Here is a 17,695-nt window from a genome sequence, read left to right on the forward strand (position 1 = left end):
GGTGCCCGCCGACCGGTCCGCGGACAGGACGGGGCGCGTCACCGCTCGTGACGCGCCCCGGTCGTCGACCGCGTTACCCCAGCCGCACAGGCAGGGAGCGGTGACCGTTGGAGATGAAGGACTGGCCCGGCTCCAGCTCGTCCGGCGCGACCGCCAGCTCCATCCCCGGGAACCGGGCGAACAGGGCCGGTAGGGCGATCTCCGCTTCCATCCGCGCCAGGGGGGAGCCCAGGCAGTAGTGGGCGCCGTGGCCGAACGCCAGGTGGGTCTTGTCGGCCCTGGTGATGTCGAACTCGTCGGCCGTGTCGCCGTGCACCGACCGGTCGCGGCCCGCCGCCGCGTAACCCGCCAGGATCGCTTCACCCTGGCGGATGACCACACCGCCGACCTCGACGTCCCGCACGGCGTACCGCAGGGGCAGGTTGGCGATCGGGGCCTGCCAGCGCAGGGTCTCCTCGATCACGTCCATCCAGCCACTGGCGCCCGCGCGCACCGCGGCCAGCTGCTCCGGGTGGGTCAGCAGGGCGGTGATGGCCTGGTCGAGCAGGTTCACCGTGGTCTCGTAGCCCGCCGAGATCATCAGGATCAGGGTGTCGACGAGCTCGGCTCCGTCCAGCGACGAGCCGTCGTCCTCGCTCACCGCGATCAGGCCGCTGGTCAGGTCGTCACCGGGCGTCTCGCGCTTCGCCGCGACCAGCTCGTGCATGATCCCGTACAGCTGCACGACGTTCGCCTGCGCCGCTTCGGGCGTGACCGAGGTGTCGAAGACGCCGTCGACCACCTTCCGCAGCCGGGACCGCGCCTCGGCGGGCACGCCGAACAGCTGGCAGATGACCTCGATCGGGATGGGGTAGGCGAAGTTCTCCCGGAGGTCGACCGGCTGCTCCGCCGCGTCGAGCCGGTCCAGCAGCCGCTCGGTGATCTGCTCGATCCACGGCCGCATCGCCGCCACGCGCCTGGGCGTGAACGCCTTCGACACCAGCGAGCGGAGGCGGCGGTGGTCGCCGCCGTAGGCGGTGAACATGTTCTGCACCGACACCCACAGGTGCAGCGGCCAGTCCGCGGGCAGCTCGCCGTTGTTGAACGCGGGCCAGTGCTGCCGGGGGTCCTTCGAGACCCTGGGATCGCTGAGTAACTCGCGTAATAACTCCTGGCTGGTCACCGCCCACGCAAGAACCTGACCAGGGAGCTCCACCAGGGTCGCCGGCCCTCGCTCGGCGATGGCCGCGGACTCGGCGTGGAGGTCGCGGCCGGTGGGGTCGAGGACGATGGGGTCGGCTGCACGTTCCAACGGGTGTCTCCAGGTGACTCGTCGGGCTGGACGGGCTGGACGGGCACGGCTACCGGGCTGAAGCGCACGGGGAGGGCGGTGAGCGCCCGGTGGAACGGCCCGGGCCGCCAGACCAGCTCGTCGGCGGGAACGGCCAGCCGCATGTCCGGCAGGGCGTCGAGGATCTTCTCCATCGCCACCGACGCGATCAGCCGCGCGGGCTGCTGCGCCGGGCAGGAGTGGACGCCCGCGCTCCACGCGAGGTGGGCCCGGTTGCCGGAGCGCTGCTGGCCGGCCAGCGCGGGGTCGTTGTTGGCCGCCGCGAAGCTGATCACCACGGGCTCGGCGGCGGGCAGCCGGACACCGGCGAAGTCGATGTCCTCGACGGGGTAGCTCGCCGAGTAGTTCGCCATCGGCGGGTCGGTCCACAGCACCTCGTCGAGCGCTTCCTCGACCGGCATGCTGCCGCCGCCCAGGTCGCCCGCGAACCGGTCGTCGGCCAGCAGCAGCCGGATGCCGTTGGCGATCAGGTTCTGCTCCGGCTCGGTGCCCGCGCCCATGAGCAGGACGAGCTGGTGGATCAGCTCCTCGTCGTTGAGCCTGGCCGGGTGGGCCATCATCCACGAGGGCATGTCGTGGCCGGGCCGCTCACGCTTGAGCGTGACCAGCTCCACCATGCACTGCGTCAGCTCGACGTTGGCCTGCTCCGGGTCGACCATGTCGAAGACGTTGCGCATGGCCACGACCAGCCGCTCGCCGAGCTCCGGCGGGCAGCCGTAGAGGTGGTTGAACATCATCAGCGGCAGCAGCTTCGCGTACTGGCCGAGCAGGTCGGCCTCGCCCTCGCCGGCGAACCGCGAGATCAGGCGGTCCGCGGTCTGCTCGACCTGGGCGCGCAGCGCGTTCGGGTCGACCCGGGCGAGGCTGTCGGTGACCACGGCGCGCAGCCGCGCGTGCTGGGCCCCGTCGGTGAACAGGCAGTTCGGCCGGTACATCATCATCGGCAGCACGGGGGAGTCCGGCGGCATCTTCGCCTGCCACCGGCGCGGGTCGCGCGGGAACGCGCTGGGGTTGCGCAGGACGTCCAGCGCGGCGGTGTAGCCGACGACGAGGGTGGCGGGCACACCGGGCGCCAGCTCGACCGGCGCGACCGGTCCGTGCGCGCGCAGGGCCTGGTAGGTCGCGGCCGGGTCGGCGGCGAACTCGGGGCCGTGCAGCGGCATCCGGCCGTGGTGTGCGGGACATGCCTGCCCGGGGGCGGCTTGCGAGGTCACGCGTTCTCCTGGTTGCGGGTCAACAGGTACTCGACGAGTGAGACGAGCGCCTGCGTGGACGACGTCACGTCGCGGGCGTCGCAGAACATCAGGGGGGTTTCGGGCAGCAGGTCCAGCGCGTCCCGCAGCTCCTCGCCGGGGAACGGTGGCGCGCCGTCGAAGGCGTTGACCGCCACCGCGTACGGGATGCCCAACTCCTCCAGCAGGCCCATGACCTCGAACGACTGCTCGAGGCGTCGGGTGTCGGTGAGCACGAGCGCACCGAGCGCGCCGAGCGCGATGTCCTTCCAGATCGGGGTGAACCGCTGCTGGCCGGGCGCGCCGAACAGGTAGAGCACCAGCTCGTCGGTGAGCGTCAGCCGGCCGAAGTCGAGCGCGACCGTGGTGGTGCTCTTGTCGTCCACCCCGGCGAGGTCGTCGACGAGGGCGCCTGCCTGCGTCATCGTCTCCTCGGTGCGCAGCGGGCGGATCTCCGAGAGGGTGCCGACGAAGGTGGTCTTGCCGACCGCGAACGGACCCACGACCAGTAACTTCACCGTCGTGCGCACGGTGTCGCGCAGGTAGACGCCGTCAGAGGCGAGCACGGAGGCCATCGAGCACGTCCTTCAGCAGCTTCATGTCCGGGCGGGCGGCGTGCGAGACCGCGGCGTGCGTGGCGATGTGACCGCTGTCGACCAGGTCGGACAGCAGCACCTTGGTCACGCTCATCGGCAGCGAGAGGTGCGCGGCGATCTCGGCGACCGACAACGCGCCGCCCCGGCACAGCTCCATCAGCCGCTTCTTCTCCGGCGACAGCCCGGAGACCTGCTCGCGGGTCGCGATCACGACCGTGACCGCGTCGAAGGTGTTGCGGCTGGCGTGTGCTCGGCCGCCGGTCACGACGTACGGTCGCACCAGCCCGCGCAGGCGCCTCCCGGCGCTCTCGCCGCTCACGCCGGGCTGCCTGCCTCGCGCTGCGGCGGGGTGCGCTCCGCCTGCCTCGGCGGGCTGGTCAGCTCCTTGCCCAGCCGTTGGACGAGCTCCTGGATCCGGAAGGAGACCGCCTCCATGTCCACCCGCGCGGTCGCCGACACGGCCAGGTACGCGCCCGGACCGGCGGCGGCCAGGAAGACGTAGCCGTCGGCGAACTCGCTGACGGTCTGGCGCCAGTCCGCGCTGGTCTGCGCGCAGAACTCGGCGGTGGCGCGGGCCAGCGCCTGGAGCGCGGACATCGCGGCGGCGTGCCGTTCCGCGTCGTCGCGGTCGATGCCGGCGGAGTGCGCCATCAGCAGCCCGTCGGCCGAGAGCAGGACGGCGTGCCGCGTCTCCGGCATCTTCAGGGCGTCGTCGAGCATCCAACCCAAAGTGTTCATGCCTGGGTGTTCCCTTCAGCGACAGGCGGCGGCGTGGTGGCCCGGCCCGAGTCGGTGCCGCGTTTCCAGGCGGCCAGCCCGGTCGCGATCCGCTGGTCGGCCGGCGCCGGGACGGTCGGGGGCCGCGGCGGCGCGCCCTGGTCGACGGTGTGCGTCCGCCGCCGCCGGGGCAGGCCGCCGGGGGTGCGCTCCAGCTCGGCGGGCTGCGCGGGCGCGACGGGCTGCCGCTCGGGCGGCAGCGCCACGGCGTGGTCGGGCATGGTCGGCTTGCTGACCCGGGTGAGCAGCTCGTTCGGCAGGAACACGACCGCGCGCACACCGCCGTAGGGCGAGCGCGTGTCCACCGAGACGCGGAAGCCGTAGCGCTTGGCCAGCACGCCGATGACCGCGAAGCCGACCTGCGGCGGGTCGCCGAGCCGGTTGATGTCGCTGCCGCCGTCACCGGCCAGCAGCCGGGCCGCGCGGTGCAGCTCCTCGACGGTCATGCCGACGCCGCCGTCGTCGATCATCACGACCATGCCGTTGTGCGCCTGCTGGAAGTTGACCTCGACGCTGGTGTTGGGCGGCGAGTGCCGGGCGCCGTTGTCGAGCAGCTCGGCCACGGCCAGCACGACGGGTTCGACCGCGCGGCTGACCACCGCGACGTCGGACTCGGCCGGCACGTTGACCCGCAGGTAGTCGCGGATCCGCGAGGTGGCGCCGCGCGCCACGTCGGTCAGCGAGGACGCCGACCGCTGCTGCCCCGGCCAGGAGCCGCAGAGCACCGCCGTGGCCTGCGCCCGGCGGTTGAGCTGGGAGTTCATGTGGTCGATGCGCATCAGCCCGGCCAGCACGTCCGGGTCGTCGTGCCGCTCCTGCATGGCCGAGATCGCGACCTGCTGCTCGTTGGACAGGCTCTGCACCGCGCGCATCATGGCCTTGAGCGTGGCGCGGGCCGACTGCTCGCCCCGCGCGCCCGCCTGCCGGACCGAGTCGGTGAACAGCGCGAACACCGGCTCGTGCGCCTCGGCGAGCCGGGGGTGCCGCGGGCCGGGCACCTCGACGGGCCGGTGGTTCAGCGACTCCGCCAGGGCGGGCAGCCGGGCGTCGACCAGGTGCCGCTCCTCCTCGGCGCGGCTGCGTTCCCGGGCCTCCGCCGCCTCGGCCCGGAGTTGTAACGCGTGGGTGGTCCGTCGTTGGCGTACCAGCAGGAACACGACGATCAGCACGATGGCGAGCAGGAACCAGAACGCCACCGCGAGTGTTTGTTGGTCCATCAATTCCTCTGGTGCGGGCGAGCTGCCGGATACCAGTGCGTCAGCAGGGGTCTGAATCTTTATCACGGGACTTCATCGGCCGCCAAGTGGTTGCCCCGGTCTCCCTCCGATAGGAGTAACTCACCGGGAATACCAATACCATATGTCCACTGTGGACAGTGTGATGAGGTGGTCGACGAGCGCCGCTCGGGCGAGCCGCATAGGATTGCGCGGTGACCGAAGTCGCGATCTTGATCGGGCTTCGGGCGTCGGGGAAGACGACTTTCCACCGCACCGCGTTGGCGGGCACGCACGCGCACGTGGGCAAGGACGCGTCTCCGAATGCGCGACGGCGGCAGCTGCGGCAGTCGTGGCTGGTCAGGGAGGCGCTGACCGCCGGGTACGAGGTCGCGGTCGACAACACCAATCCGTCGACCGAGGAATGTGCGCCGCTCATCGCGGCCGGTCGGGAGCGCGGCGCGCGGATCGTCGGATACCGGTTCCCGCCGGATCTCACCGCGTCGATGGCGCGCAACGCCGCCGGGGACGACAAAACCGGGGCGCTCGACGTGGGGCTTTATGCGGCGGTTAAGCGACTGCGGTCGGATCAGCGGGGGTCGACGCTCGGGAGGGCGTTCAGGAGGTCGCTCCGTAGCGGGTGGCGATGGCGGTGGCGCGGTCGCGCAGGGTCGTCCGCAGCCACGGCGGGGTCAGGGCTTCCGCGCTCGTGGAGAGCTGCCACAACGCCCACTCGGCGTGCCGGGAGTCCTGGAACGTCACCTCCAACCGCAGCCACCCGTCCGCGCCGGCCTCCTCGACCTCCTCGGCCTCTTCGGCGAGGACGGCCAGCGCGGTGTCCACCAGGTCCTCCCGTCGCGCCGGGCGCACCCGCACCAGCGCGGTGACCTGGTCGCCGCCGGCCCGGAACCGCGTGCCGCGCTCCTGCCAGGCCCGGTCCAGGTCGACCCGGTCCGGTCGCTGCGCGGGTTCGGCCAGCTCCTCGGCGGCCAGCACCCGCGACAGCCGGTAGGTGCGGTCCTCGCCGGACCTCGTGGCGAGCAGGTAGCCCTGCTCGCGGACGGTGACCAGGCCGATCGGGTCCACCGTGCGCCACTTCGGGGCCTGGTCCACGGCCGCGTAGCGGATGCGCAGCTTGTGCCCGGCGAACACCGCGCGCCGGACCTCGGCGACCACGGCGTCGGGCACCTCCTCGACGGCCTGCCGGCGCGACAGCAGGTCGGTGCCCGGGTCGACGAGCAACCGCCGGGCCGCGCCGGCCGCCGTGTCCCGGTAGTGCTCGGGCAGCGCGTCGACCACCTTGCGCATGGCCGAGGCGAGCGCCGAGCCGAGGCCGAACGCCTGCGCACCGCGCCGCGACCCGGCGACCAGCAGGGCGAGCGCCTCGTCGTGGTTCAGCCCGGTGAGCTCGGTCCGGAAACCGGGCAGCAGCGCGAAACCGCCGTGCCGGCCGCGTTCGGCGTAGACCGGGACGCCGGCCGCGGACAGCGCTTCGACGTCCCGCAGCACGGTGCGGGTGGACACCTCCAGCTCGCGGGCCAGTGCCGTCGCGGAGAGCCGACCGTGCCGGCGCAGCAGCAGCACCAGCGAGACCAACCGGTCGGCACGCACGGGCGAACTCTATCGGGATACGTGACACAGGGTGTCGTGTATTGCGCGGAGGCTTACCGGCATGACGAGTGAGAACGTGGCCGTGGAGCCGAACGACCTGGGCAAGCACTTCATCGAGCGGGGCAACGCGGGGGACGTCGACGGGCTGGTGGCGCTGTATGAGCCGGACGCCGTGCTGGCGTTCCCGCCGGGCAACCTGGCCACCGGCCACGCGGAGATCCGGGAGGTCTACGAGCAGTTCGTCTCGGCCGCGCCGGTGCTCACGCCGGGACGGCAGCACCCGGCACTGGTGAGCGGCGACCTGGCGCTCACGATCTCGACGCTGACCAGCGGTGAGCTGACCGTCGAGGTCGCCCGGCGCCAGCCGGACGGGTCGTGGCTGTGGGTCCTGGACCAGCCGGTGCTGGTGCCGTAGCGGAGGGCGGCGGTGGGCCGGCGCGACCGCGCCCACCGCCGTGCGGCGGTGACCGCACGCGGAATTAGGGTGGCCCCATGGTGTCGGTGAGGCAGGTCCAGGTCACCTTCGACTGCGCGGATCCCGAGCGGGTCGCCCGGTTCTGGTGCGAGGTGCTGGGTTACGTCGTGCCGCCGCCACCGGAGGGGTTCGCCACCTGGGGCGACTACGACCGCTCGCTGCCGGCTGGGCGCCAGGGCGCGGCGTTCGCCTGCGTCGATCCCTCGGGCGTCGGCCCGCGGCTGTTCTTCCAGCGCGTGCCCGAGGGCAAGGTCGTCAAGAACCGGGTGCACCTCGACGTGCGGGTCGGGACCGGGCTGGTGGGCGCGGAACGCCTCGCCGCGCTCGAAGCCGAGTGCGCACGGCTGGTCGAATTCGGCGCGGCGCACGTGCGAACCCTGCACGCCGATGGCGTCGAGGAGTCGTGCATCACGATGCAGGACGTCGAGGGCAACGAGTTCTGCCTCGACTGAGCGCCGGGGGAAATCCTTCGAGGACACCGCCTCCCGCCTGCCACCCTGGTGTGGTGCTGCTCAAACTGACCGGCTCCAGCTGTGCGGGCAAGACCACGCTCGCCCACGCGATGGGCGACCGGCTGGGTCGGCTCGCCGTGCACGACTTCGACGAGCTCGGCGTGCCCGAGGACGCCGATCGGCGGTGGCGCAACCGCATGACCGAGGTGTGGGTGCGCCGCGCGCTGGAGTACCAGGACCGCGGCGTCGACCTGCTGCTGACCGGGCAGTCCCCGCTCGGTGAGGTCCTGGCCACCCCCTGCGCCCCGTTGCTGGACGGCATCGCGGTGTGCCTGGTCGACGTGTCCGACGAGGTCCGGCGCAGCAGGCTCACCACGCGCGACGGGGGCCGGTGGGACGCTCCGGCGGTGGACGCCTTCCTCGGGTGGGCCGCCTGGCACCGCGAGCACGCCAAGGACCCCCGGCACCGGCCCGACGCCATCACCGACGGCGGCTGGCCCCGGATGGCCTGGCACCGCTGGACCGGGTGGACCGCCGGCGACCGGCGGTGGCGCACCCACCTGATCGACACCACGGACCGGCCCGTCGCGGAATCCGCGGCTCGGGTCGAGCGATGGGTGACCCGGCAACGCGACGCGCTCCGATCCGGCCGTCTCGCCCTCTCGCGGGGTTGGGAGGATCCGCCGGTCGCCTGAGCCGATCACGCCGACAGCCGTTCGCGCATCGCGCGGGCGCGCATGATCAGTCGGCCGGCCTCGGCCTCGCGACCCGTGAGGCTCAGGGCCAGGCCCAGCCTGCTCAACCTCGTGGCGACGTCGGGGTGGTCGCCGCGGTGCCACGCCTCGGTGATCTTCAACGCCCGTTCCACCAGCGGGAGGGCGAGGTCGGGGTGCCCCTGGGCCTGCCAGGCGCCGGCGAGGCCGTCCAGGTGCTTGGTCACGTCGGGGTGGTCGACGCCGTGCGCGGCCTCGGCGATGGCCAACGCGCGCTCGTGCAGCGCCTTCGCCTCACCCGGCCGGCCCAGGTCGCTCAGGACCAGGCCCAGGTTGCCGAGCCGCACCGCGACGACCGGGTGGTCGCCGCCGAACACCGCTTCGCTGATGGCCAGCGACCGCCTGAGCAGGGCTTGCGCCGTCACCAGCAGGACGTCGTCGGCCGGGCTGTGCAGCCGGCGCAGCGCCATGGCGAGATCGCTCAAGGTGCCGGCGACCTCCGGGTGGTCGAGCCCGTAGGCCGCCTCCTTGATCCTCAGCGCCCGTTCGAACAACCGCCGCGCGTCGAACGGGTAGCCGCGGTCGAACAGGGTCGCGCCCAGGTTGTGCAGCGCCCTCGCCACGTCGGGGTGGTCGGGTCCCCGCTCGGCTTCGGTGATGGCCAGGGCCCGCCGGTGCAGGGCTTCGGCCTCCTGGGCGCGTTCGGGCGCCAGGTCGCGCATGACGAGCCCCAGGCTGCCCAGCCGGAGGGCGATGATCGGCCGGTCCGGGCCGTAGGCCGCCTCGGTGATCGCCAGCGCCCGCTGCATCAGCGGCAGCGCCTCGCCCGGCCTCCTGAGGTCGTGGAGGGCCAGCCCGAGGTTGTTCAGCCGCACGGCCACGGCGGGGTGGTGCGGCCCGTGGGCGGCCTCGGTGAGCGCGAGGGCCCGGTGCAGGAACGGCAGCGCGCGCTCCGGCTGCCCCAGCTCGCTCAGCACGACGCCCAGGTTGCTGAGGTGGACGGCCGCGCCGGGGTGGTCCGGCCCGAAGGCCGCCTCACCGCGCTCCAGCGCCTTGGTGAACAACAGCCGTGCGTCGTTGAACTGCCCCGTCTCGAGCAGGTACGCACCGGCCCGAGCGAGCAGCCACCCGCTGACCTTCGGGTCGACGTCCACGTCGAACCCCACGCAGGCCAGCACGTGCGGCAGCACCAGGCGCCAGCGCGGCCACGCCGACGTCGACCTCGGGTGCCGCTCGCGCAGGTCCGCCACGAGCAGCCTCGCGGCGACGGCCTGCGGGTGCGACCCGGCGTCACGCGACCGGCTCGCCACCCTCGCGCGAACGGCGAGCTGCACCATGCGGTGCACCCGCACGCTGTCGTCCACCCGGCGCAGCAGCGAGTAGTCCACGAGCACGCCGACCGTGTCCGCGAACTTGCCCGACCGGTCCGACACGGTCGCCGCCAGGGCTTCCGGCAGCGCGGGCGCGTTGTCGGCGAACAGGTCGAGGGGCACCGCTTCGGACGCGAGGTAGGAGCAGAGCTCCAGCAGCCGCGCGGAGGCCGGGAACGACTCCTCGATCAGCCGCAGCGGCAGTTCCCACAGCGAGGCGAGCGTGTCGTGGTCCGGCGTGCGGTGCGCGTCGCGCCCCCGATCGGCGGTGGTGTCGGGGCTGCGGCGTAATCGGTCGAGGTAGTCCGGCACGGGCACCGAGGTCTGCTGGAGGTAGGCGGCGGCCTGCTCCAGCGCGAGCGGCAGGTCCCCGAGCAGCTCGGCCAGCTCGTCGGCCTGCGCCGCGGACAGCACGGGCACGCGCCGCCTCAGCAGCGACACCGAGTCCGGCCGGCGGAACGTGTCGACCTCCCTGACCGCGGCGATCGCCTCGAACCCCGCCCGCCGGGTCGTGACCAGCACGTGGCCCGCGCCCGACGGGAGGTACCGGCGCACACCGGACACGGTCTCGGCGTTGTCGAACACCAGCAGCCAGCCCTGCCGCCGGCGCAGCTCCGCGAGCACCACGCCGACGGACTCCTCGACGTTGGTGGGCAACGTGAGCCCGAGCGCCCGGCCGAGCAGCGTCAGCTGGCCCGGCACGAGGGCCGCGTCCTCGGCGGTGATCCACCAGACCGCCTGGTACCGGCCCGCCCACCGGTGGCAGAACTCGATCACCACCTGGGTCTTGCCGACGCCTCCCATGCCGCGCACCGCGTGCACGGCGACGTTCCGGTCGCGCTTGAGCCGGTCCCGCAGCCACCGCTGCTCCTCCGCGCGGCCGGTGAAGTTCGGGTTGCGCGGCGGCACGCTCCACACCGGCGGCAGGCTCGGCCCGGCCGGCTCACGCCGGAAGGTGACCGCGAGCGTCACGCCGAGCACGGCGACCAGCACCGGCCACACGACCCAGGAGAGGGTCATCCACCTGGGCAGGTGCTCGCTCGCCGCGTTGACCACCAGCCCGGTCAGGAAGACCAGCGCCACCTCCGCGGCGACCAGCGCACCCCGTGGAAGTCTCATGCACGCTCCTGACCGCCGGGCAGCACCGCGCCCGACGGTATCCACCCACGCCGTCGCCAGGCCCCGGAACCGCGCACCCCGAACGCCATCAGCCGGCGCGGCGGCCGATCACCGGACCGGCCGCACGTAGACCTGGGCGTCGTGGACGTGGACGACCTCGTTCGACCGGCCCGCGTACGAGTGGGTCGTGCAGCCCGCGCCCGCGGCCACCCGGCTGATCGCGTTGGTGCTCCGGTTCCACGAGTACAGGTCCCAGCTCCGGGGGTCGCCTCCCGGCAGCAGGGTCGAGTCGGACAGGAACGCCACCCGTGACGAGTCCTCGGCGAGACCGCACGGCATGACCAGCGGGCTGCGCACCGGCGTGGCGCCGGTGCCGATGTACAGCGCCGACTGGGTGCTGCTCACGTCGAGGGCGGCGGTGAAGTCGCCCGCGGCGGTGGGGATCAGGCGCTCCAGGCACAGGCTGCCCGCGTTCCAGCCGCACCAGGTGGGGAACACCACCCGGGACGTCCCGGTGGCGGTGTCGAAGCGGTAGCCGGAGTCGTACGCCTCGCCGCAGCGGTCGGAGATGAAGAAGACCGACGACGCGTCACCGGCGAACCGCACGTCGTGGGCGAAGTCGCCGATCGGGGACGTGGAGCCGGGGCAGCGCAACTGGGTGACGGCCTGGGTCGACAACCGCACCAGGCGGCCGTAGCCGAGGTACACCACGTCACCGTCGTCGGAGATCGAGTTCTCGCGCGACGTGCTCCCCGCCAGCAGGTCGTCCGGCAGGACCAGCCGGGTGGAGGCGCCGGTGACGAGGTCGTGCCGCCAGAGCGCGTCCTGCTGGGGCCGGTCCAGGGTCGAGCGGATGAGGGAGTAGCGGCCGTTGGTGGAGATCGCACGCAGCTCGTGGCGGGCGCCGGTGTCGCCGGGCGGGTCGACGCGCGCGGTCGTGCGGGTGACCCGGTCGCGGACGAACACCGACGGCTGCCGGGTCAGCGGGCTGGCGGTGAGGTCGGTGGCGGCGGACTCGAAGTAGGCGAACCGGCCGTCCGCGCCGATCATGGCCCGACCCGCCGGCGCGTTGCCCGGGGCGCCGGACGGCGTCACCGACAGCAGTTCGGCGCCGTCGCCGGTGGTGGCGACGACCAGTTGCACGGAGGTGGTGCGCTGGGTGCCCGCCGCGTCGGTGACCTGCACCCAGAGCTGCTCGCTGCCCGGCGCGGGCGGCGTGCCGCCGAGGTGGCCTGCGTCGTCCCAGCGCAGCCAGGTCGGGCCGGAGGAGACCTGCCACGCGTACGGCGCGACGCCGCCGGAGGCGGTCAGCGTCGCCCGGTACGGCTTGCCGACGAGCCCCATCGGCAACGTCGACACCGCCACCCGCAGCGGCCCGGCCGAACCGCCCTGGCACGACGTGAGCAGCGTCCACGGCCCGATCACGAGGCTGATCAGGGTCTTCTTGGCGTGGATGAACAGCAGGTCGACGCGCACGTCGAGCTCGAACCGCATCGCCACCGACAGGGTCAGGCAGCCCGACGTGTCCAGCGCGGCGGTGAACTGCGGCCCGATGGTGAAGCCGACACCCGCGATATCGAGCACCTTCACCGACACGTCCGCGCCCATCAGCACCGACACGGCCACCTGGCCGGACAGCGACGTCCCCTCGTTGCGGTGCGAGGAGGAGTTCAGGGCGCGCAGCGACAGGTCGGGGTTGGTCTCGAAGCCCACCATGCGGCGGAGTCGCACGGTCATGTCCACGGTCACCGCCGCGCTCGCCTCGAACCGCAGCACGGGCGCGAGGTCGACCGTGATCGGGACGCTCGTGGGCAGCCGCCACACCAACCGGACGCGCTCGCGGACGGCGGGGGACAGCTCGCACGTCACCTTGCCCGAGAACTCGGCCGCGAACCGCACCACCGGCTCGGTCTCCACCGAGACGTGCATGAACGGCGTCGTCAGCGGCCCGAACCGCTGCTCGAACCGCACCCTGGTGTTGTCGAACCGCACCAGCGCCGCCGACAGCGTCGTCCCGGTCCCGGTGGAGCACGAGAACGCGCCCGGCCGGCCCAGGTCCATCACCGACTCGTCGACGGGCACCTCCACGCCGACGCCGCGCGTGGCGGCGGACGTGGGCGGCAGGAGGTCGGCCGGTCCGTCGTAGGCGATGTCGACCCGGTCGAACAGCCGCTCCAACGGCGCGGCGGCGAGCGTCACCGCGGTCGTCCCGCCCGGCCCGGAGGTCACCGCGGTCACGGTTCCGGTCCGGCCCTGGGGTGCGAGCGATCCGCCGCCCCGCAGCACCAGGCCGGCACCGACCGCGGGGCGCGCGACACCGGCGGCCAGCGTCACCGTCGTGGCGGTCAGCGCGGTCACGGCGGGCGGGTCGAGCACGACGGTCGACGCGGCCGGGTCCACGTCCTCGTGCGACGTGGCCGGCGCGCCGGGGTCGAGGTCGGCGGTGAAGTACCCGGCCACGTCCAGGACCAGGTGCGTGGGCGCGGTCGGGAACAGCTCCACGGCCCCACCGCCCAGCGGCACCGTCACCAGGTTGGGCCGGGTCTGGCCGGCGGTGTCGATGTTCAGGCTGGACGCCTGCGGCCGGGCCGTGCCGCCGGGGTGGACGGTGACGTGCCCGGGCCGCTCGGCCTCGGTGACGGTCACGTTCGCCACGACGGCCGCCGCGCCCGCCGGCACCGGCTCGCGCCCGGCCAGCACGGCGGACACCGCGCTCGACGCGACGGGTTTGCCTCCCTGGTGCCCGATCCGGGAGTCGGGCCGGGTGTCCAGCAGGCGGGTGGGGGTGGTGGGCACGAACAGCCCGGCGGTGCCCGACGCGGCGGTCTCGCCGGTGAACCAGCCCGCGACGTCCACCACCAGGTGCGCCGGCGCCGAGGTGAACAGGGCGACCGACCCGTCGGCCGACAACGGCGCCCACACCGCGTTCGGGATGGTCTGGCCGGCCCGGGTGGTGTTGAGGTTCGAGGCCGTGGGCCGGGGCCGGTCGGTGGGCCACACCGTCACGTGACCCGGCCCGACGACCTCGGTGGCGGTCACGTTCAGCACCACGCCGACCGCGCCCGCCGGGGGCACCCCGCCCACCCCGGCGGCCCGGACGGTGATCGTCGACCCGGCCGCCGGCCGCGACCCGGTGCGGGTGTCCGCGAGCCGGGCCGGGGTCAGCGGCGCCAGGCGTCCCGCCGTCGCCGACGAGGACGTGACGAAGTAGCCCGCCACGTCGGCGATCAGGTCCGCGGTCGTGGTGGTGTGCAGACCCACCTCGCCGCTCGCGGACAGCGGGACCACGACCAGGTTGGCGATCGTGTCGCCAGCCCGTTCCACGTTCAGGTTCGAGGTGGCCGGCCGCGTGCCCGCGCCCGACCAGGCGGTGACGTGACCGGGCCCGGCCGCGTCGGTCACCGTCACGTTGAGCGCCACCGCGGTCGCGCCGGCCGGCATCCCGGGGCGGAAGCGGACGGTCGTGCCCGCGTTCGGCCTGCCACCGGTGTGACCCGTGCCGTCCCGGGTGTCGAGGACGCGCGCGGGCGGCAGCGCGACGAACCTGCTCGACCCCGCCGGGGTGACCACGAGCTTCGCGCCCGGACCGGCGTCGCCCGCCGCGAAGCGCTGGTCGCCGTCGTACACCGCGCCGACGCGGTGCGCGCCGACCGCAGCCGGCGGCAGCACGGCCGACGCCTGGCCGCCGACCAGCGTCACGGGGGTCCCGACGGGCGTGCCGTCGAGGGTGAACCGGACCGTGCCGCCGACCTCGGTCGGGTCCGGTTCGGTCGGGTCCACGACGGCCGTCGCGCGGACCGCCGTGCCGACGGGCACCGGCGAGGTGGACAGCTCGACCGACACCCCGACCGGCGCCGTCCCCTCGGCCGGTGGCGGCGTCGTCACCGTCACCGCGCCCGCCAGCAGTGCCGCAACCACCAATGACCGCACCATGAAGATCCCCTCGCCGCTCGACAGGAGTTCGGCGGAACCGCCGGCGGCGTTACGAGACCTGTTCGTCACCTCGGGTCTTCACGGGTCGAACCGGGCGCGGGCGTCGTCCTAGACCTCGTCCCGCTTCCACTCCTGGTCCTGCCAGGCCGGGTCCAGCGGGGTGTGCGCGATGTGGTTGGTGTAGTTGGACAAGGTCTTCATCCCGACGCCGAGGATCACGTCCAGCACCTGGCGGCGGGTGTGGCCCGCGGCCAGGAACTCCTCGACCTCCTGGCCACCCACCCAACCCCGGTCGGTGACCACCCGCTCGGTGAGCTTGCGGACGGCCTCCAAGGCGTTGTCCGACAACGGCTTGCCGGCGCGGAGGGACTGCACGGCCTCCTCGTCCAGACCGGTCTTCAACGCGATCGTGGAGTGCGCGGCCACGCAGTACTCGCAGCCGTTCAGGACGCTGGTGGTGATCCACACGACGTGCTTCGCGTGCGCGGACAGCGAGGACTTGCCGAACTGCTCGGCCAGGGCGTTGTAGCCGGCCAGCAGTTCCGGCGACTCCGCCATCACGGCGTTGAGCGAGCTGACGAAACCCAGGCGGCGCTTGCCCGCTTCCAGCAGCGGGCGGGCGTCCTCGGGCGCGGTGTTCTCGTCGTGAACGGTGAACTGCACCATGTCAGCGGATCTCCTCGGGTCGGTTCGCCAGTGAGTCGAGCACGGCCGTGACGGTGTCGCCGAGCGCCTCCGGGGTCGCGCCCGCGCGGGAGCGCACGTTCACCCCGTGGGCCAGCAGCGCGAGCACGTCGGCCGACGTTCCGGGCACCACGCCGGGCCGCAGCTCGCCGGCGGCCCGCGCGCGCTCCAGCGCCGCGCACATCGCCGCCCGCAGCCGGTCGTGGTGTTCGTGCAGGACCGCTCGGACGTCCGGGTCCTCGTTCTCCGTGCCGGCGTGCGCGTTGGTGACCATGCAACCCCACCGGGCGTGCTCGCCGGCACAGCGCGCGCCGATCAACGCGCGGAAGAAGTCCGCGATCGCCGGCAGCCCGCGGTCGTCCTCGGCGAGCCGCCGGAAGACCGGCCCCGAACGGCGGTCGGCGTAGCGGCGCAACGCGGCCACGTAGAGCTCGCGCTTGCCGCCGAACGTCGCGTACAGGCTGGACCGGCTGACGCCGGTCGCCGACACGATGTCCCGCACGCCGGTCGTCGACACGCCCCGTCGCCAGAAGAGCTCCTCCACCGAGTCGAGCACCGCCTCGGGGTCGAAGTGCTTCACGTCCGGCATGTCCGCCTCGCTATCTTGGAATGATTGTTCCAAGATAGCTCCGGCCGAACCCGGTCGCAACGAACCGCTTCGGTGTCACGCGCTCACGACGTCGGGTTCTTGTGGCGCCGGTAGTAGCGGGCGACCCGGGCGCGGTTGCCGCACCGCGTCGGCGAGCACCAGCGCCGGCGGGGGTGTGCCGGGAGGAAGACGAGCACGCAGTCCTCGGCCTCGCACTGCCTGAGGTCGCCGATCGCGCCGTCGGTGAGCAGGTCCGCGGCGGCTTCGGCCAGGCGGGCGGCCAGCCGGACGCCGAGGCGGCCGGCACGCCGGGGCGTCGCGGTGACGGCGGCGCCGTCCCAGCCCAGTTCGCGCACGGCGGGCGCCGCGCGCGCCGCCTCGGTCAGGCCGCGCAGGGCGGCCTTCGGCGGCCGGGTCCCGTGCAGCAGCGCGTGGACCACCGCGTCGACGTGCTCGCGCACCGCGTGCACCGGTGCGAGGTCGGCCGCCGTCGCAACGGCGTCCCCCGCCTCCGCCCGGAGCGCGGGTTCCAGTGCCACCCAGGCGGCCAACCGCCCCGGGGTGTCCAGCAGGTCGGCGCGGCCGTCCTCGGTCGACGGTCGGGTGTTGACCAGGTCCACCGCGAGGTGCTCGCCGGTGAGCGGGCCGGGATCACTCATATCACTAATGCTACCAAGCCCACTTGACCCATTAGGTCAGCCCGGCTATACCTAACGCATCTTCACGCCAAGGAGGCATGTGACATGATCGCTCGGGTCGCCCATCGCCACGTCGACGTGGACGGGGTTCGGGTCTTCTACCGGGAATCGCTGCCGGACCGACCCGACGCGCCGGTCCTCCTGCTGCTGCACGGTTTCCCGTCCGCTTCGCACCAGTTCCGCCGGCTCGTGGACGCCCTCGGCACGCGCTACCGGCTCGTCGCGCCCGACTACCCCGGCTTCGGCCACACCGAGGTCCCGGACGGGTTCACCTACTCGTTCGACCGCCTCGCCGACGTGGTCGAGGGCTTCGTCGACCGACTGGGGTTGACCCGCTTCGCGCTGTACCTGTTCGACTTCGGCGCGCCCGTGGGCTTCCGGCTGGCGCTGCGCCACCCGGAACGGGTCGCCGGGCTGGTCGTGCAGAACGGCAATGCCTACGTCGAGGGCCTGTCGGACGCGGCGCGGGACTTCATCGCCACCACGCCCGACCGGGAGCAGACCATCCTGGACCTGTTCACGCTCGACGCGACCCGCGGCCAGTACGAGGGCGGCGCGGCCGATCCCGCCCTGGTCGCACCGGAGGGGTGGCTGCTGGACCAGCTGTTCCTGGACCGGCCCGGCCGCAAGGAGGCGCAGCTCGCACTGGCCTACGACTACCACCGCAACGTCGAGGCCTACCCCGACTGGCAGGCGTGGCTGCGCGAGCACCGCCCGCCGACGTTGATCGCGTGGGGCGTCGGCGACCCGTTCTTCACCGAGGCGGGTGCCCGGGCCTACCTGCGCGACGTGCCGGACGCCGCGCTCCACCTGCTCGACGCGGGCCACTTCGCCCTGGAGGACCAACTCCCCGTGATCGCCCCGCTGATCGCCGACTTCCTCGACCGCACGGCGGCGTGAAC

General features: G+C 73.4%; 16 protein-coding genes and 1 pseudogene. 5 read left to right on the forward strand and 12 right to left on the reverse strand.

Annotated elements, in window-relative coordinates; all coding sequences use genetic code 11:
* Positions 1-73: 73 nt before the first annotated feature.
* Genes ACQPYE_RS10695 through ACQPYE_RS10720 form a run of 6 tightly spaced genes read right to left on the reverse strand, consistent with a single transcriptional unit; the run spans position 74 to position 5,152 of the window.
* The gene (locus tag ACQPYE_RS10695) at positions 74-1,222 is read right to left on the reverse strand and encodes a cytochrome P450 family protein (RefSeq protein WP_498722877.1); all 1,149 of its coding nucleotides are present in this window, start codon (positions 1,220-1,222) and stop codon (positions 74-76) included.
* Entirely contained in the window at positions 1,159-2,544 is a 1,386-nt protein-coding gene (locus ACQPYE_RS10700) for a cytochrome P450 (RefSeq protein WP_498720907.1), read from the reverse strand. Before ACQPYE_RS10700 ends, ACQPYE_RS10695 begins: the two co-directional genes overlap by 64 nt.
* Entirely contained in the window at positions 2,541-3,137 is a 597-nt protein-coding gene (locus ACQPYE_RS10705) for a GTP-binding protein (protein WP_498720908.1), read from the reverse strand. Before ACQPYE_RS10705 ends, ACQPYE_RS10700 begins: the two co-directional genes overlap by 4 nt.
* Positions 3,115-3,477 carry a DUF742 domain-containing protein gene (locus ACQPYE_RS10710; RefSeq protein ID WP_498720909.1) on the reverse strand — a complete coding sequence of 121 codons (363 nt, stop codon included), beginning with the start codon at positions 3,475-3,477 and terminating at the stop codon, positions 3,115-3,117. The genes ACQPYE_RS10705 and ACQPYE_RS10710 overlap by 23 nt, the downstream gene beginning before the upstream one ends.
* A complete protein-coding gene (locus ACQPYE_RS10715; RefSeq protein WP_498720910.1) occupies positions 3,474-3,896 on the reverse strand; it encodes a roadblock/LC7 domain-containing protein in 423 nt (140 codons plus the stop codon). Before ACQPYE_RS10715 ends, ACQPYE_RS10710 begins: the two co-directional genes overlap by 4 nt.
* The gene (locus tag ACQPYE_RS10720; RefSeq protein ID WP_498720911.1) at positions 3,893-5,152 is read right to left on the reverse strand and encodes an ATP-binding protein; all 1,260 of its coding nucleotides are present in this window, start codon (positions 5,150-5,152) and stop codon (positions 3,893-3,895) included. The genes ACQPYE_RS10715 and ACQPYE_RS10720 overlap by 4 nt, the downstream gene beginning before the upstream one ends.
* A 212-nt stretch (positions 5,153-5,364) precedes the next feature.
* Between ACQPYE_RS10720 and ACQPYE_RS10725 the strand changes: the two are divergent.
* Positions 5,365-5,661: pseudogene (locus ACQPYE_RS10725) on the forward strand (ATP-binding protein); the annotation flags it as partial.
* 106 nt (positions 5,662-5,767) lie between these two features.
* Here ACQPYE_RS10725 and ACQPYE_RS10730 read toward each other — a convergent pair.
* Positions 5,768-6,760: a helix-turn-helix transcriptional regulator gene (locus ACQPYE_RS10730; protein WP_498720912.1), complete on the reverse strand. Its 993-nt coding sequence runs from the start codon at positions 6,758-6,760 to the stop codon at positions 5,768-5,770.
* Between the two features lie 76 nt (positions 6,761-6,836).
* Between ACQPYE_RS10730 and ACQPYE_RS10735 the strand changes: the two genes are divergently transcribed.
* The 3 genes from ACQPYE_RS10735 to ACQPYE_RS10745 all read left to right on the forward strand — a co-directional run bounded on the left by ACQPYE_RS10735 (position 6,837) and on the right by ACQPYE_RS10745 (position 8,382).
* Positions 6,837-7,175: a YybH family protein gene (locus ACQPYE_RS10735; RefSeq protein WP_498722878.1), complete on the forward strand. Its 339-nt coding sequence runs from the start codon at positions 6,837-6,839 to the stop codon at positions 7,173-7,175.
* Positions 7,176-7,252: 77 nt separating this feature from the next.
* Positions 7,253-7,687: a VOC family protein gene (locus ACQPYE_RS10740; protein WP_498720913.1), complete on the forward strand. Its 435-nt coding sequence runs from the start codon at positions 7,253-7,255 to the stop codon at positions 7,685-7,687.
* Positions 7,688-7,740: 53 nt separating this feature from the next.
* On the forward strand, positions 7,741-8,382 hold the full coding sequence (locus tag ACQPYE_RS10745) for a hypothetical protein (protein ID WP_498720914.1): 642 nt from the start codon (positions 7,741-7,743) through the stop codon (positions 8,380-8,382).
* Between the two features lie 5 nt (positions 8,383-8,387).
* Here ACQPYE_RS10745 and fxsT read toward each other — a convergent pair whose 3' ends face one another.
* The 5 genes from fxsT to ACQPYE_RS10770 all read right to left on the reverse strand — a co-directional run bounded on the left by fxsT (position 8,388) and on the right by ACQPYE_RS10770 (position 16,754).
* Positions 8,388-10,889: an FxSxx-COOH system tetratricopeptide repeat protein gene (fxsT, locus tag ACQPYE_RS10750; protein ID WP_498720915.1), complete on the reverse strand. Its 2,502-nt coding sequence runs from the start codon at positions 10,887-10,889 to the stop codon at positions 8,388-8,390.
* Positions 10,890-10,997: 108 nt separating this feature from the next.
* The gene (locus tag ACQPYE_RS10755) at positions 10,998-14,891 is read right to left on the reverse strand and encodes an Ig-like domain-containing protein (RefSeq protein ID WP_498720916.1); all 3,894 of its coding nucleotides are present in this window, start codon (positions 14,889-14,891) and stop codon (positions 10,998-11,000) included.
* Between the two features lie 39 nt (positions 14,892-14,930).
* Positions 14,931-15,488, reverse strand: coding sequence for a carboxymuconolactone decarboxylase family protein (locus ACQPYE_RS10760; RefSeq protein ID WP_498720917.1), 558 nt, complete (start codon positions 15,486-15,488; stop codon positions 14,931-14,933).
* A 1-nt stretch (position 15,489) separates the two neighbouring features.
* On the reverse strand, positions 15,490-16,095 hold the full coding sequence (locus ACQPYE_RS10765) for a TetR/AcrR family transcriptional regulator (protein WP_498720918.1): 606 nt from the start codon (positions 16,093-16,095) through the stop codon (positions 15,490-15,492).
* An 83-nt stretch (positions 16,096-16,178) separates the two neighbouring features.
* A complete protein-coding gene (locus ACQPYE_RS10770) occupies positions 16,179-16,754 on the reverse strand; it encodes a CGNR zinc finger domain-containing protein (protein ID WP_498720919.1) in 576 nt (191 codons plus the stop codon).
* Between the two features lie 84 nt (positions 16,755-16,838).
* Here ACQPYE_RS10770 and ACQPYE_RS10775 point away from each other — a divergent pair, with 84 nt between their 5' ends.
* Positions 16,839-17,693, forward strand: a complete 855-nt coding sequence (locus ACQPYE_RS10775) for an alpha/beta fold hydrolase (RefSeq protein ID WP_498720920.1) — start codon at positions 16,839-16,841, stop codon at positions 17,691-17,693.
* Positions 17,694-17,695 lie beyond the last annotated feature (2 nt).

The organism is Actinosynnema sp. CA-299493 (assembly GCF_050946825.1).
Classification (GTDB): Bacteria; Actinomycetota; Actinomycetes; order Mycobacteriales; family Pseudonocardiaceae; genus Actinosynnema.